Annotated in this window: 9 protein-coding genes and 1 pseudogene; 5 read left to right on the top strand and 5 right to left on the bottom strand. The window is 64.3% G+C overall.

The genetic code is table 11. From position 1 onward, the window contains the following. The first annotated feature begins 10 nt into the window (after positions 1–10). The 3 genes from topA to ACZ5KU_RS09430 all read left to right on the top strand — a co-directional run bounded on the left by topA (position 11) and on the right by ACZ5KU_RS09430 (position 3,757). Complete coding sequence (gene topA, locus ACZ5KU_RS09420) at positions 11–2,632, top strand: type I DNA topoisomerase (RefSeq protein ID WP_054057087.1); 2,622 nt, start codon at positions 11–13, stop codon at positions 2,630–2,632. A 181-nt stretch (positions 2,633–2,813) separates the two neighbouring features. Next, positions 2,814–3,335 carry a DUF6586 family protein gene (locus ACZ5KU_RS09425; protein ID WP_054063880.1) on the top strand — a complete coding sequence of 174 codons (522 nt, stop codon included), beginning with the start codon at positions 2,814–2,816 and terminating at the stop codon, positions 3,333–3,335. Positions 3,336–3,520: 185 nt separating this feature from the next. Next, positions 3,521–3,757: a hypothetical protein gene (locus ACZ5KU_RS09430; protein ID WP_054057089.1), complete on the top strand. Its 237-nt coding sequence runs from the start codon at positions 3,521–3,523 to the stop codon at positions 3,755–3,757. A 144-nt stretch (positions 3,758–3,901) separates the two neighbouring features. Here ACZ5KU_RS09430 and sulA read toward each other — a convergent pair whose 3' ends face one another. Next, the gene (gene sulA, locus ACZ5KU_RS09435; protein WP_273824092.1) at positions 3,902–4,366 is read right to left on the bottom strand and encodes an SOS-induced cell division inhibitor SulA; all 465 of its coding nucleotides are present in this window, start codon (positions 4,364–4,366) and stop codon (positions 3,902–3,904) included. A gap of 10 nt (positions 4,367–4,376) precedes the next feature. Continuing rightward, the gene (lexA, locus tag ACZ5KU_RS09440) at positions 4,377–4,985 is read right to left on the bottom strand and encodes a transcriptional repressor LexA (protein ID WP_026145583.1); all 609 of its coding nucleotides are present in this window, start codon (positions 4,983–4,985) and stop codon (positions 4,377–4,379) included. 251 nt (positions 4,986–5,236) lie between these two features. Between lexA and psrA the strand changes: the two genes are divergently transcribed. Together psrA and nagZ are read left to right on the top strand one after the other, a co-directional pair. Beyond that, complete coding sequence (gene psrA, locus ACZ5KU_RS09445; RefSeq protein WP_054057091.1) at positions 5,237–5,944, top strand: transcriptional regulator PsrA; 708 nt, start codon at positions 5,237–5,239, stop codon at positions 5,942–5,944. Positions 5,945–6,110: 166 nt separating this feature from the next. Next, complete coding sequence (gene nagZ / locus ACZ5KU_RS09450; RefSeq protein WP_464737395.1) at positions 6,111–7,109, top strand: beta-N-acetylhexosaminidase; 999 nt, start codon at positions 6,111–6,113, stop codon at positions 7,107–7,109. A gap of 127 nt (positions 7,110–7,236) precedes the next feature. Here the strand turns inward: nagZ and ACZ5KU_RS09455 are convergent, their stop codons facing one another. The 3 genes and pseudogenes from ACZ5KU_RS09455 to mfd all read right to left on the bottom strand — a co-directional run bounded on the left by ACZ5KU_RS09455 (position 7,237) and on the right by mfd (position 13,974). Continuing rightward, entirely contained in the window at positions 7,237–9,915 is a 2,679-nt protein-coding gene (locus tag ACZ5KU_RS09455; protein WP_416772508.1) for a DEAD/DEAH box helicase, read from the bottom strand. 31 nt (positions 9,916–9,946) lie between these two features. Beyond that, positions 9,947–10,512 (bottom strand): annotated as a pseudogene (locus ACZ5KU_RS09460) (CsiV family protein). A gap of 12 nt (positions 10,513–10,524) precedes the next feature. After that, complete coding sequence (mfd, locus tag ACZ5KU_RS09465) at positions 10,525–13,974, bottom strand: transcription-repair coupling factor (protein ID WP_464737061.1); 3,450 nt, start codon at positions 13,972–13,974, stop codon at positions 10,525–10,527. Positions 13,975–14,131 lie beyond the last annotated feature (157 nt).

A 14,131-nucleotide genomic window follows, 5' to 3' on the forward strand; every position in this document is an offset into this window, starting at 1 on the left:
TTTCCGATCCATGGGCAAATCGCTGGTCATTGTGGAATCCCCGGCTAAGGCCAAGACCATCAACAAGTATCTGGGAACCCAGTACGTGGTGAAGTCGAGTATCGGCCATATCCGAGACCTGCCCACCAGCGGTTCGGCCAGTGCCGTCAAGGAGCCTGCCGCCAAGCGCGGCAAGGCCGCTGCCGGCGAGGCGCCTGCGCTCTCGGCGAAAGAGAAGGCGCGCAAGCAACTGGTGGCGCGCATGGGCGTCGACCCGGACCACGGCTGGAAGGCCCGCTACGAGATCCTTCCCGGCAAGGAGAAGGTGATCGAGGAACTGCGCCGCCTCGCCAAGGATGCCGACACCATCTATCTCGCAACCGACTTGGACCGCGAGGGGGAAGCCATTGCCTGGCACCTGCGCGAAGCCATCGGTGGTGATGACAGCCGCTACAAGCGCGTGGTGTTCAACGAAATCACCAAGAAGGCGATCCAGGAGGCCTTCTCGGCGCCGGGCGAGCTGGATATCGACCGCGTCAACGCCCAGCAGGCGCGACGCTTCCTCGACCGCGTGGTCGGCTACATGGTCTCGCCGCTGCTGTGGGCGAAGATCGCCCGTGGCCTGTCCGCCGGCCGTGTGCAATCGGTGGCGGTGAAGCTGGTGGTCGAGCGCGAGCGCGAGATCCGTGCGTTCATCCCCGAAGAGTACTGGGAAGTGCATGCCGACCTCGGCACGGGCAAGGGTGCCAAGGTGCGCTTCGAAGTGGCTCGCGAGAACGGCGAGGCCTTCAAGCCGCTGAACGAAGCCCAGGCCATGGCCGCGTTGGAGAAGCTCAAGGCGTCTGCCTACACAATCGCCAAGCGCGAGGACAAGCCGACCAGCAGCAAGCCGTCGGCACCGTTCATTACGTCCACCCTGCAGCAGGCGGCGAGCAACCGCCTGGGCTTCGGGGTGAAGAAGACCATGATGATGGCCCAGCGTCTCTACGAAGCCGGCTACATCACCTATATGCGTACCGACTCGACCAATCTCTCGGCCGACGCCGTGGCGATGGCGCGGACCTATATCGAGAGCGAATTCGGCGCGAAATACCTGCCGTCCGCCCCCAACGTCTACAGCAGCAAGGAAGGCGCCCAGGAGGCGCACGAGGCGATCCGGCCTTCCGACGTCAATACCGATCCAAGCAAGCTGTCGGGCATGGAGCGTGACGCCGAGCGCCTGTACGAGCTGATCTGGCGCCAGTTCGTGGCCTGTCAGATGCTGCCGGCGCAGTACCTGTCGACCACCGTCAGCGTCGCCGCCGGCGACTTCGAGCTGCGTGCCAAGGGCCGTATCCTCAAGTTCGACGGCTACACCCGGGTCCTGCCACAATTGAGCAAGCCGGGCGACGACGACGTCCTGCCGGACATGGCCCAGGGCGAGGTGCTGAAGCTGATCCAGCTCGATCCGAGCCAGCACTTCACCAAGCCGCCGGCGCGTTATTCCGAGGCCAGCCTGGTCAAGGAAATGGAAAAGCGCGGCATCGGTCGTCCTTCGACCTATGCGGCGATCATTTCCACCATCCAGGACCGCGGCTACGTGGCGCTGCACAACCGTCGCTTCTATTCCGAGAAGATGGGCGACATCGTCACCGAGCGCCTGGCCGAAAGCTTTGCGAACCTGATGGACTACGGTTTCACCGCGGACATGGAGGAGAACCTCGATGACGTGGCCCAGGGCGAGCGCGACTGGAAGAACGTGCTCGACGAGTTCTACGGCGACTTCAAGAAGAAGCTCGAAGTGGCCGAGGGCGCGGAAAACGGCATGCGCGCCAACCAGCCGGTGATGACCGATATCCCATGCCAGACCTGCGGTCGGCCAATGCAGATCCGTACCGCCTCGACCGGCGTGTTCCTCGGTTGCTCGGGCTACAGTCTGCCGCCGAAAGAGCGTTGCAAGGCCACCGTGAACCTGGTCCCGGGTGACGAGATCGCCGCGGACGACGAGGGCGAGTCGGAGTCCCTGGTGCTGCGCGGCAAGCATCGTTGCCCGATCTGCAGCACGGCGATGGATGCCTACCTGCTGGACGAGAAGCGCAAGCTGCACATTTGTGGCAACAACCCGGATTGCGCCGGCTACGAGATCGAGGAGGGCAACTACCGGATCAAGGGCTACGAAGGGCCGAGCCTGGAGTGCGACAAGTGCGGCAGCGAGATGCAGCTCAAGACCGGCCGTTTCGGCAAGTTCTTCGGTTGCACCAACCCGACCTGCAAGAACACCCGCAAGTTGCTCAGGAGCGGCGATGCGGCGCCGCCGAAGATGGACCCGGTGAAGATGCCGGAGCTCAAGTGCGAGAAGGTCGACGACACCTATATCCTGCGTGATGGTGCTTCGGGCCTGTTCCTGGCGGCGAGCCAGTTCCCGAAAAACCGCGAGACCCGTGCGCCGCTGGTGCTCGAGATCGTCCCGCACAAGGCTGAGATCGATCCGAAGTACCACTTCCTCTGCGAAGCGCCGCAGAAGGACCCGGACGGTCGTCCGGCGGTCATCCGCTACAGCCGCAAGACCAAGGAGCAGTACGTGCAGAGCGAGGTCGACGGCAAGCCGACCGGCTGGAAGGCGTTCTACGACAGTGGCAAGTGGAAGGTGGAAGACAAGCGTCAGGGCGCCTGACCCGGTTGTCGGTTGAGGCCCTGGCCCGCGCAGGGCCGGGCCTGATGCAAAACCCGGTGCTCCCTCCCTGTAGGAGCCGGGCTTGCCCGCGAAGCTTCTGGCGTCCTTGAAGGCGCATTCGCGGGCAAGCCCGGCTCCTGCCGGAAGGGCCTGTGTGATCTCTTTTTGGGAGTGCGCCATCATGGCCAACGAACTCTATACCCGTACCAACCAGAAGATCTTCTACGCCGGCCTCGCTCTGGAAGCCCTGGGCAAGGCCGAGGAGAGCCGGGCGATGAACGCGCTGGCGCTGACCCAGGCCGAGCGCGAAGCCGCGGTATTCCATCTCTACGGCGCCTTGCTCGGGCTGTGCCATGAGATCGCCGGCTTCTACCGCCTGCCCCAGGCCAGTGCCCCGCGCGCCGAGCTGTTGCTGACCCGGGAGGTGCTGGAATCCATCGCCATTCCGGAAATGGCCGAGCTGGTGGAGCTGGCCCACAGCCCGCAAAGCTGGCTGGCACGACTGATCGCTGCCCACTCTGCGCTCTACCTGCCGCCCCAGGCGCCAAGAAAGCCCAAGGGTGACGTGTTGCAGCCGTTGATCGAGGCGGTCAGTCTGGACGAGGAGGCCGCGCCGGAGTTGGGACGCGAGGAGCTGGAAAGCTGGCGGCAGAACCTCAAGGCCCTGGCGATTCGCTTCCGTGACGGGCTGAGCGAGTGCTGATTCGCACGCTCAGGATGTAGGTTCCGTCTGTCAGTTGTTCATCAGGCGGTAACGAAAGCTGTTGAGATCTTGAGCGAGTTGCCATGAATGACTGGTATGATATTAGTGGCCTATTGGCTGAATTCGCGTGCATCCATCCGAATTGACCCTACAGGCCACCAGCCTTTCGTGGAGAACAGACTTTTATGCCTACGTCCTTTCTAGAAATTGTCGAGCTGCCGGACGGCCGTATCGAGCTGCGCCGCGCCGAGGACGAAGGTTCTCTGGTCACCCTGAACTTCTCCGAAGATGCCAAGGCTTTCCTGCAGGGCCAGCATGTCGAAGTGGCCAAGGCCATGCTGAGTGTTGGCGTGCAGATGGCGGGGCGTCTGGTGGAAGGCGAACTCGAGAAAGAAGACGACGGCCCGCGGGTTCTTCACTGAGTAGCGCTCATGCCTGGCTCGGGCACCTATCGGTAACGAGTCGTTGGTCCTGATCGGCTTCTCTGCCCTGGAGAAGCCTTGTGGGTAGGTACAAAGAGCCTGCCTGGCTTTCCTGGCTGTCCCTGGCCCCGCTTCAAGTCCACTTCAACCCAGGCGAATATTCAGGCTCTGTGCGTCGCCCTTGCGCGCGGCGTTGATCAGTTGCTGACGAGCGCTGCTGTTCAGCGGGTTCAACCAACTCACCACGGTGTGGCTGCGCCCCAGGCGCAAGGCTTCGCAAGCCAGTTGCTGGGCGTTCTGTGCGCTGCCGGGCTGCAGCAGCAGAATCCGCTCGCGGTTCAGCCCGGCTTCCCGCAGCCAGGCCTGGGTGACACTGGCGGGCGGGGCGATCAGGGTGAGCCAGCGGGCATCCTGGTCCTGGCTCAGTTCGCGCAGGATAGGAGCCAGCAGGCTCAGGCAATTCCCACCGCGCAGCGATAATTCGCTGAAGGCCTCGGGCTCGGTGCTCCAGGGTGTTTCGACCACGTCCTTCAGGACGGGGGCCAGCGGCTGCATCATGAACGCTTCGAACAGGGGCAACTGGGCGTGTTGTGGAGTCTGGAATTGCATGACGCCTCCTTCAGCGGCGAATGACGCCGACGCTCAAACCTTCGATGACGAAGTCCTGCTCTTTCAGGTTGACTTCGATAGGGGCGAATTCGGGGTTTTCCGCCAGCAGCCAGACCTTGCTGCCTTCGCGCTTGAAGCGTTTGACGGTGACTTCCTCGCCGATGCGCGCCACCACGATCTGGCCGTTGCGGGCCTCGCGGCAGGTGTGTACGGCCAGCAGATCGCCGTCGAAGATGCCGACGTCCTTCATGCTCATGCCGTGAACGCGCAGCAGGTAGTCGGCCCGGGGGTGGAAGAAGGTCGGGTTGATGTTGCAGGATTCCTCGACATGCTGCTCGGCGAGGATGGGCGCACCGGCGGCGACGCGACCGATGATCGGCAGGGTGGATTCGTCGACCTTGGCTTCGAAGCCGGGAATGCGAATGCCCCGTGAGGCGCCCGGCGTCATTTCGATCGCGCCCTTGCGGGCCAGGGCCTTGAGGTGCTCCTCGGCCGCGTTCGGCGACTTGAAGCCCAGTTCCTGGGCGATTTCCGCACGGGTGGGCGGATAGCCGTTGTCATCCAGGCAGCGTTTGATAAAAGCCAGAATCTCAGCTTGGCGGGGCGTCAGTTTTAGCATTTTGATGGCTCTGTCTTTTTATACAGTGACTGGAATTATATACAGTGGGAGGCGCTTGGCAATCCTCCTTTTCACGGTGGCCGCCGGACGGTTGTCGGGGAGGGTGTCGGCCGCCATCGTGAGCGTGCTGCTACAGGTGGCCGGTTCTATGATTTAATACCTGACTGACTGGCCGGAAATGGACCGGCAGACTTGACATTCCGTGGGCTGAAACGTATGTTTCAAACAAGTGTTTGTCAGGCGGAGTAGCCATGGCCCAGTCGGAAACCGTTGAACGCATTCTCGATGCTGCCGAGCAATTGTTCGCGGAAAAAGGTTTCGCCGAGACCTCGTTGCGATTGATCACCAGCAAGGCAGGGGTCAACCTGGCGGCGGTGAACTACCATTTCGGCTCGAAAAAGGCCCTGATCCAGGCGGTCTTCTCGCGTTTCCTCGGGCCGTTCTGTGTCAGCCTCGATCGCGAGCTGGAGCGCCGCCAGGCCAAGCCGGAGGTCAAGCCGACCCTGGAAGAACTGCTGGAAATCCTCGTTGAACAGGCCCTGGTGGTTCAGCCGCGCAGCGGTAACGACCTGTCGATCTTCATGCGCCTGCTGGGCCTGGCCTTCAGCCAGAGCCAGGGGCACCTGCGACGTTACCTGGAAGACATGTACGGCAAGGTGTTTCGCCGCTACATGCTGCTGGTCAATGAAGCGGCCCCTCGTATTCCACCGATCGAGCTGTTCTGGCGCGTGCACTTCATGCTCGGTGCGGCCGCCTTCAGCATGTCCGGGATCAAGGCGTTGCGGGCGATCGCCGAGACCGACTTCGGCGTCAACACCTCGATCGAGACGGTGATGCGCCTGATGGTGCCCTTTCTGGCGGCCGGCATGCGTGCCGACAGCGGCGTGACCGACGAGGCCATGGCTGCGGCACAATTGCGTCCACGCAGCAAGTCGGCGGCACCTGTCGTCAAGGCCTGACGCATTCGGGTGGGCGCGCTGGCCTTGATCGGCTAAGCTTGCCGCCCATGCGCGATTCCTTTCCTCCCCCTCTTTTCCTTTTTCCCGTTCATCTGCCGGATGCCCTCCGCGGCAGGGCGTTTACGCGCCTGGCTTTTCTTCACAAGGATTTCCTATGAGTACTGCCCTGCAAGGCTCCCTGATGGTCGATATCGCCGGCACCTGGCTGACGGCCGAAGATCGCCAGTTGTTGCGCCAGCCGCAAGTGGGCGGGCTGATCATTTTCGCGCGCAACATCGAGAGCCCGCGCCAGGTTCGTGAGCTGAGCACGGCGATCCGCGCGATTCGCCCGGACCTGCTGCTCGCCGTCGACCAGGAGGGTGGGCGGGTGCAGCGTTTGCGCCAGGGCTTCGTGCGCCTGCCGGCGATGCGGGCGATTGCCGATAACCCGAATGCCGAGCGCCTGGCCGAGCACTGTGGCTGGCTGATGGCGACGGAGGTGCTGGCGGTTGGGCTCGATCTGAGTTTTGCCCCGGTGCTCGACCTGGATCATCAGCGCAGTGCGGTGGTCGGCAGCCGTTCCTTCGAGGGCGATCCCGAGCGTGCGGCCCAACTCGCCGGGGCGTTCATTCGCGGGATGAAGGCAGCCGGCATGGCGGCGACCGGCAAGCATTTCCCCGGGCACGGTTGGGCCGAGGCGGATTCCCATGTGGCGATTCCGGTCGACGAGCGCAGCCTGGAGACCATTCGCGCCCGTGACCTGGTGCCTTTCGCCCGCCTGGGCCAGCAACTGGCCGCGGTGATGCCGGCCCATGTGATCTATCCACAGGTCGATGCGCAACCCGCCTGTTTCTCGCGGCGCTGGTTGCAGGAGATTCTGCGCGGTGAGCTGAAGTTCGACGGGGTGATCTTCAGTGACGACCTGTCCATGGCCGGTGCCCATGTGGTGGGGGATGCGGCGAGCCGTATCGAGGCGGCCTTGTCGGCCGGCTGCGACATGGGGCTGGTGTGCAATGACCGGGCGGCGGCGGAGCTGGCCCTGAGCGCGGCGCAGCGTCTTAAGGTGACGCCATCGTCGCGGATTGCGCGGATGCGTGGACAGGGGTTTGCGCGGACCGATTATCGCCAGGAACCGCGGTGGCTGGAGGCGCTTGGGGCGCTGCGCGAGGCTCAGCTCATCGATTGAGTGGCGTCATAGTCGAGGGGCCATTCGCGGGCAAGCCCGGCTCCTACAGGGTATGTGTCGTACATCGGATAGGTGTAGGGCACGAATCTGTAGGAGCCGGGCTTGCCCGCGAAGCTTTTAAAGGACGTCAACGCCCGGCTTTCTTGTCCGGCAACGGCGCGAACAGCGCCTCGATATCCTCGTTCTGCAACTGCCAGTCGCCGGCCTGGCGCCCGTCGAGCACGCCGGCGGCCAGGTCGGATTTTTCCTGTTGCAGGTGCTGGATCTTTTCCTCGACCGTACCCCGGGCAATCATCTTGTAGACGAAAACCGGCTTTTCCTGGCCGATCCGGTACGCCCGATCGGTCGCCTGGTTTTCCGCCGCCGGATTCCACCACGGGTCGTAGTGGATCACGGTGTCGGCTTCGGTCAGGTTCAGGCCGACGCCACCGGCCTTGAGGCTGATGAGAAAGATCTGCAGCTTGCCGCTCTGGAAGTCCTTCACCGGCGCGCGTCGGTCCCGCGTCTGGCCGGTCAGCAGGCCGTAGGCGATATGGCGTTTCTTCAGCTCGGCCTCGATCAGTGACAGCATCGAGGTGAACTGCGAGAACAGCAGGATCCGTCGGCCCTCGGCGAACAGTTCCTCGAGCATTTCCATCAGGCTGTCGAGCTTGCCGGAGGCGCTGCCGCGGGTCGGTGGCGTGGCGTCGCTGACCAGGCGCAGGTCGCAGCAGACCTGGCGCAGCTTGAGCAGCGCCTCGAGGATGATGATCTGGCTGCGCGCCACACCCTTGCGGGTGATTTCGTCGCGGACCTTCTTGTCCATGGCCAGGCGCATGGTCTCGTAGACGTCGCGTTGCGCCTCGTTGAGTTCGACCCAGTGGATGATCTCGGTCTTGGGCGGCAGTTCGGTGGCCACCTGTTCCTTGGTGCGGCGCAGCAGGAACGGTTTGATCCGTCCGTTCAGGTGTTGCAGGCGAACTTCGCTGGCATGTTTCTCGATGGGCACGCGGTAGTCGCGATTGAAGCTTTTGGCATCGCCCAGCCAGCCCGGCAGCAGGAAGTGGAACAGTGACCAGAGTTCGCCCAGGTGGTTCTCCAGCGGCGTGCCGCTCAGGCACAGGCGTTGCCGCGCCTCGAGTTCGCGGGTCGCCTGGGCGGCCTTGCTCCCGGGGTTCTTGATGTATTGCGCTTCATCGAGCACCAGCACGTGCAGTGGCTGGGCCTTGAGCGTGTCGATGTCCTTGGGCAGCAGGGCGTAGGTGGTGAGAATCAGGTCGTACTCACCCAGCCGTTCGAAATGCTTCTTGCGCGCTGCACCATAGAGCGCCAGGACCTTGAGCTGCGGCGTGAAATGCGCGGCCTCGTCGAGCCAGTTGGGGATCAGGCTGGTGGGCATCACCACCATGCACGGACGGTCGAGGCGACCGGCGTTCTTTTCGCTGAGGATGTGGGCCAGGGTCTGCAGGGTCTTGCCCAGGCCCATGTCGTCGGCAAGGATTCCACCGACCTCCAGTTGCCGCAGCGACTGCATCCAGCTCAGGCCCTCGTGCTGGTACGGGCGCAGGGTGGCGTTGAGGCCTTCGGGAATGCTCGCGCTGTATTCGCGGATATCACGCAGTCGTTCGGCCAGGCTGCGGATCTGGGCACCGCCCTCCCACAACAGCGGCAGGCCGTCGAGCGGGTTGAGCCGGGTGGCATCGGCGTTGCTCAGGCGCAGTGTGGTGGTGCCGGGTTCTTCCAGGTAGAACTCGCCGAGGGTGTTCAGTACCGGCTTGAGGCGCCCGTAGGGCAGGGCCACCTGCAGCGGGCCATGGCTGCCGCTGGGCGAGGCGGGAATGTTCACCAGGATCAGTTCGTCGTCCCGGCGTCGGGCCAGTCGCTCGGGGTTGAGCAGTTCGGTGTGCGAACGCATCAGGTTGAGCAGGATCGGCAGCAGGCTCAGGCGCTCGCCATTGACGATGATCCCCAGTTCGAGGTCGAACCAGTCGCGTTCCGGGGCTTCGTCGACGGTGGCGTACCAGTCGTCGACGGGGCTGAGGTCGAAGCCGAAGTCTTCGTCGATCTGCAATTCCCAGCCCTGTTCGCGCAGGTTTGGCAGTTCATTGAGGGTAAAGGTCAGCCAGGCGCTGTCGTTGACCATCTCGTACAGCTCGCCGGCGCTTTCCGGCAGGGCCTTGCTTTGCCGGGTGGCGACCTTGAAGCCGAGCAGGCGCAGCTGTTCGCGAAAGGCTTTTTCCGCCTCGGGCTGGCGTCGGATGCGCAGGTTCCGATGTTCCTGGCGCAGGAGGATGTCGGCGTTCTTCTGGCCGCTGGCGTACTCGCCCAGGTAGTTGAAGGACAGCGCCGCGCGGTGCTGGATGTAGCGCTGCATGCGTCCATTGCGTGGCTCGAAGGCGCTGAATTCGACACTGGCCAGCCATAGCCGTGGTACCGGCTGCACGTCCTCGAGCAGCTCCTGGGGCGGGGGTGGCGGGCGCGAGTCGAGCACCGCCTGGAGCTTTTCCAGCAGTTCGGCGTCTTTCTCCGCGGCCGGATAGGCCAGGGTCTGCTGCACCTTCAGCAGGACAGCCGCCGTATGCTTGCAGTTGCTGCGCACCGGGCAGGTGCAGGTCGCGTCGACGATCAGCAGGGTGCCCTTGGCCGACTCGCGAAGATGGATGGTCTGCCGGTAGATGTTGCCGCCAGAGCCTTCGCAACTGGCGGTGATGGTGCTGTCGGCCGCCTCGACGATCCTCACCCGGTTTTCGATCGCGTAGCGGCGACCGCGCTCCAGACTCTGTTCCTTGAAGCGGCTGGCCCATGAAGGGGCGAGCGGCTTGGTCATGGCAGGCGTCACGGGCGACGGCATCGGACGGTCACTGGTCGAGGTTCTGGGACGGCGCTTCGCGGCGTGAGGCGTTCAGCGAGGTCACCTTGAGCAGCAGGCCGAGGTGGCCGGCGTCGAGGAAATTGAGCTGGCCGTTCTTGGTCTGGCTGGTCTGGTTCAGGCGTTCGCTGGCATTGACCACGCCGTTGCTGTCGAAGCCGTTGACCCAGAACTGCGCCTGCACCTCGGTGAAGCGCTTGAGGGTCAGGCTCAGGGTGCCTTCCACCGGGAACTGGCCGAACTGCTCCTGGCCTGCGGTGATCGACACGACGCTCGGCTGGTCGCCGAGGTTCTGTTGCCAGGCCTTGTGCAGCAGCACCTCGTAGTTGCCGCTGGCGCTGAGCTTGGCCGCCATGTCGTTCAGGCTGGGGGTGCGCTCGTCACTGGCGGTGATGGCTTTCGCCCCCGCGCCCAGTCTTCCGGTGCCGGCTGGCTCTGGAAGGGTTGTTCGAGGTTCTGCCGTACCAGGATCATTTCGACCTGGTACGGCTCGTCGGCGAAGGCGGCCGGGGTGAGCAGGGCCAACAACACGGCCAGCGATGGGATCAGGCGCATACGGCGTCCTTATCAGGCAGATTTCGGGGTGAGGCGCTCGAACAGCGCCTCCAGTGTATTAAAGCGGTCTTCCGCACGCTCCATCGGCACCATGAACCTGAAGATCGTGGCGCCTTCGAATTTGTAACGGTTGGGTTGCCCCTGGATCAGCTTGATCAGTGCCAGCGGATCGACCGGTGTGTCCGCGGTGAACTCGATGCGTCCGCCTTGCGGGCCGCCATCGATCTTCCTGATCCCCAGTTGCTCGGCTTGCAGCTTGAGCAGGGTCAGGCGCACCAGGTTCTTGGTGGGCTCGGGCAACAGGCCGAAGCGGTCGATCATCTCCACCTGCAGGTCCTTGAGGCCCTCCTCGTCGGTCGCCGAGGCGATGCGCTTGTAGAGGATCAGGCGCGCGTGCACATCCGGCAGGTAGTCCTCGGGGATCAGCGCCGGCAGGCGCAGGTTGATCTCCGGGCCGCCACCGAGCGGCTGGTCGAGGTTCGGCTGTTCGCCCTTGCGGATGGCCTTCACCGCGCGCTCGAGCATTTCCATGTATAGCGTGAAACCCACCGCCTGGATCTGCCCGCTCTGGCCGTCGCCCAGCAGTTCGCCGGCGCCGCGGATTTCCAGGTCGTTGGTGGCGAGGACGAAGCCGGCCCCCAGGTCCTGGGTGTTGGCGATCGCCTCCAGGCGCTTCTCCGCGTCGGCGGTGATCTGCTGGCGACCCGGCGTCAGCAGGTAGGCATAGGCCTGGTGGTGGCTGCGTCCGACCCGGCCGCGCAACTGGTGCAACTGGGCCAGGCCGAACTTGTCGGCCCGCTCGATGATGATGGTGTTGGCGCTCGGCACGTCGATACCGGTCTCGATGATGGTCGAGGCGATCAGCACGTTGAAGCGCTTGTGGTAGAAGTCGCTCATCACCTGTTCGAGTTCGCGCTCGCGCATCTGCCCGTGGCCGATGCCGATGCGCGCTTCCGGCACCAGCTCGGCGAGGTCGGCGGCGCACTTCTCGATGGTCTTCACGTCGTTGTGCAGGTAGTAGACCTGGCCGCCGCGCAGCAGCTCGCGCAGCAGCGCTTCCTTGACCGTGCTCTTGTTCTGCTCCATGACGAAGGTGCGCACCGACAGCCGGCGCGCCGGCGGCGTGGCGATGATCGACAGGTCGCGCATGCCCGACACGGCCATGTTCAGCGTGCGCGGAATCGGCGTGGCGGTCAGGGTGAGGATGTCGACCTCGCTGCGCAGGGCCTTGAGCTGTTCCTTCTGGCGTACGCCGAAACGGTGCTCCTCGTCGATGATCACCAGGCCGAGGTTCTTGATCTTCACGTCGTCCTGCAACAGCTTGTGGGTGCCGATGACGATGTCGATCTTGCCTTCGGCGAGGTCGGCGACGGCAGCGCTGACTTCCTTGGCGGACTTGAAGCGGCTCATCACCTCGACGGTCACCGGCCAGTCGGCGAAGCGGTCGCGGAAGCTGTTGTAATGCTGCTGGGCGAGCAGGGTGGTCGGCACCAGGATAGCCACCTGCTTGCCGCCGTGCACGGCGATGAACGCCGCGCGCATGGCCACTTCGGTCTTGCCGAAGCCGACGTCGCCGCAGACCAGGCGATCCATCGGCTTGGCCGCCAGCATGTCGGCGCGTACCGCCTCGATGGCGCTCTGCTGGTCCGGCGTCTCTTCGAACGGGAAACCGGCGCTGAAGGTCGCATAGTCGGCCTTCGGATCGTTGAACGCATAGCCTTCGCGGGCGGCACGGCGGGCATAGATGTCGAGCAGTTCGGCCGCCACGTCGCGAACCTGTTCGGCGGCCTTGCGCTTGGCTTTCTGCCAGGTTTCCGAGCCCAGGCGGTGCAGCGGGGCGAGGGCATCGTCGCTGCCGGTATAGCGGGCGATCAGGTGCAGGTTGGCCACCGGCACGTAGAGTTTGGCGCCCTCCGCGTACTCCAGGGTGAGGAATTCGGCGGCCTGGTTTTCGATTTCCAGGGTCGCCAGCCCCAGATAGCGGCCGACGCCATGGTCGATGTGCACCACCGGTGCGCCTTCGCGCAGTTCGGTGAGGTTCTTGATCACCGCGTCGTTGTTGGCGTCGGCGCGTTTTTCCCGGCGGCGGCGCTGCATCACGCGCTGGCCGAACAGCGGGCTTTCGGCGATCAGGGCCAGGGCCGGGTCGTCGAGGACCAGGCCCTCGTCCAGCGGGGCGATGGTGATCGCCAGGCGTTCCTTGCCGGCGGCGAATTCCGGCCAGCTGTCGACGGTTTTCGGCCGCAGCTTGAGGCGTTCGAGCAGTTCCAGCAGGACTTCCCGGCGACCGGCGGATTCGGCGGTGAACAACACGCGGCCGGGGAACTGCTCGAGGAAGCCGGAGAGCGCCGCCAGCGGCTGGTTGGCCTTGGCTTCGATCGCCAGGTTCGGCAGCTCGCGGGCGGCGAAGCGCTCGCGGCCGACACCGGTTTCCACGTCCTGCTGGCTGGCGACGACCCGTGGCCAGCTCTTCAGGCGGGCGAAGCAGTCTTCCACCGGCAGGAACAGTTCGGCCGGCGGCAGCAGTGGCCGGGTCGGGTCGATACGGCGTTCCTCGTAGCGGTTGCGCACGTCGTTCCAGAAGTTCTCCGCGGCCTGCTCGATGCCCGGCAGGGAGAATACCTGGGTGTCCTGGGGCAGATAGTCGAACAGCGTCGAGGTTTCCTCGAAGAACAGCGGCAGGTAGTACTCGATGCCGGCGGGGGTGATCCCGCTGTTGAGGTCCTGGAAGATCGAGCAGCGGCGGAAGTCGACGTCGAAGCGTTCGCGAAAGCGCGCCTTGAAGCGGATCAGTGCTTCCTTCTGCAGCGGGAATTCCTTGGCCGGCAGCAGGCGTACCGAATCGACCTTGTCGATGGAGCGCTGGTTTTCCGGGTCGAAGGTGCGCAGCGTCTCGATCTCGTCATCGAACAGGTCGATGCGATAGGGCAGTTTGCTGCCCATCGGGAACAGGTCGACCAGGGCGCCGCGCACGGCGAATTCGCCGTGTTCGTAGACGGTGTCGACGCAGCGGTAGCCGGCCGCCTCCAGGCGGGTGCGCATCTGCTCCACGTCCAGCTTCTGGCCGACATCCAGCACCAGGCTGCTGCCGAGCAGGAATTTGGTCGGCGCCAGGCGGTGCAGGGCGGTGGTGATCGGCACCACCAGCACGCCATGCTCCAGTTCCGGCAGCCGGTAGAGGCTGGCGATACGCTGGGAGATGATGTCCTGGTGCGGCGAGAACAGGTCGTAGGGCAGGGTTTCCCAGTCCGGGAAATGCAGCACCGGCAGATCGGGGGCGAAGAAACTCAGCTCCTGCTCCAGCCGTTCGGCGCTCTGGCTGTCGGCGGTCAGGAGCAGGGTGAAGCGCCCGGCGGCGCTGGCAGCCTCGGCAATGGCCAGGCTCAGGGCGGCACCGGGGAGGTTGCCCCAGTGTTGTTTGCCTGTCGCGGCAGGCAGTAGCGGTAGACGCAGAACGGGCACGGAAGGTTGAGCTCCAAGCGTTGCGGCAAATTCATCAATTGTAACGGCCCGGGTGCCGCCTGTCAGTCGCAGACTGTGTCTATTGCGTGGCGAGGAAAATGTAGTGGCTATGACAAAAAAAGGTGGTTTTTTCCTGAATATGTAGTGCGGTATTGCA

Source organism: Pseudomonas sp. Tof1, from assembly GCF_055390395.1.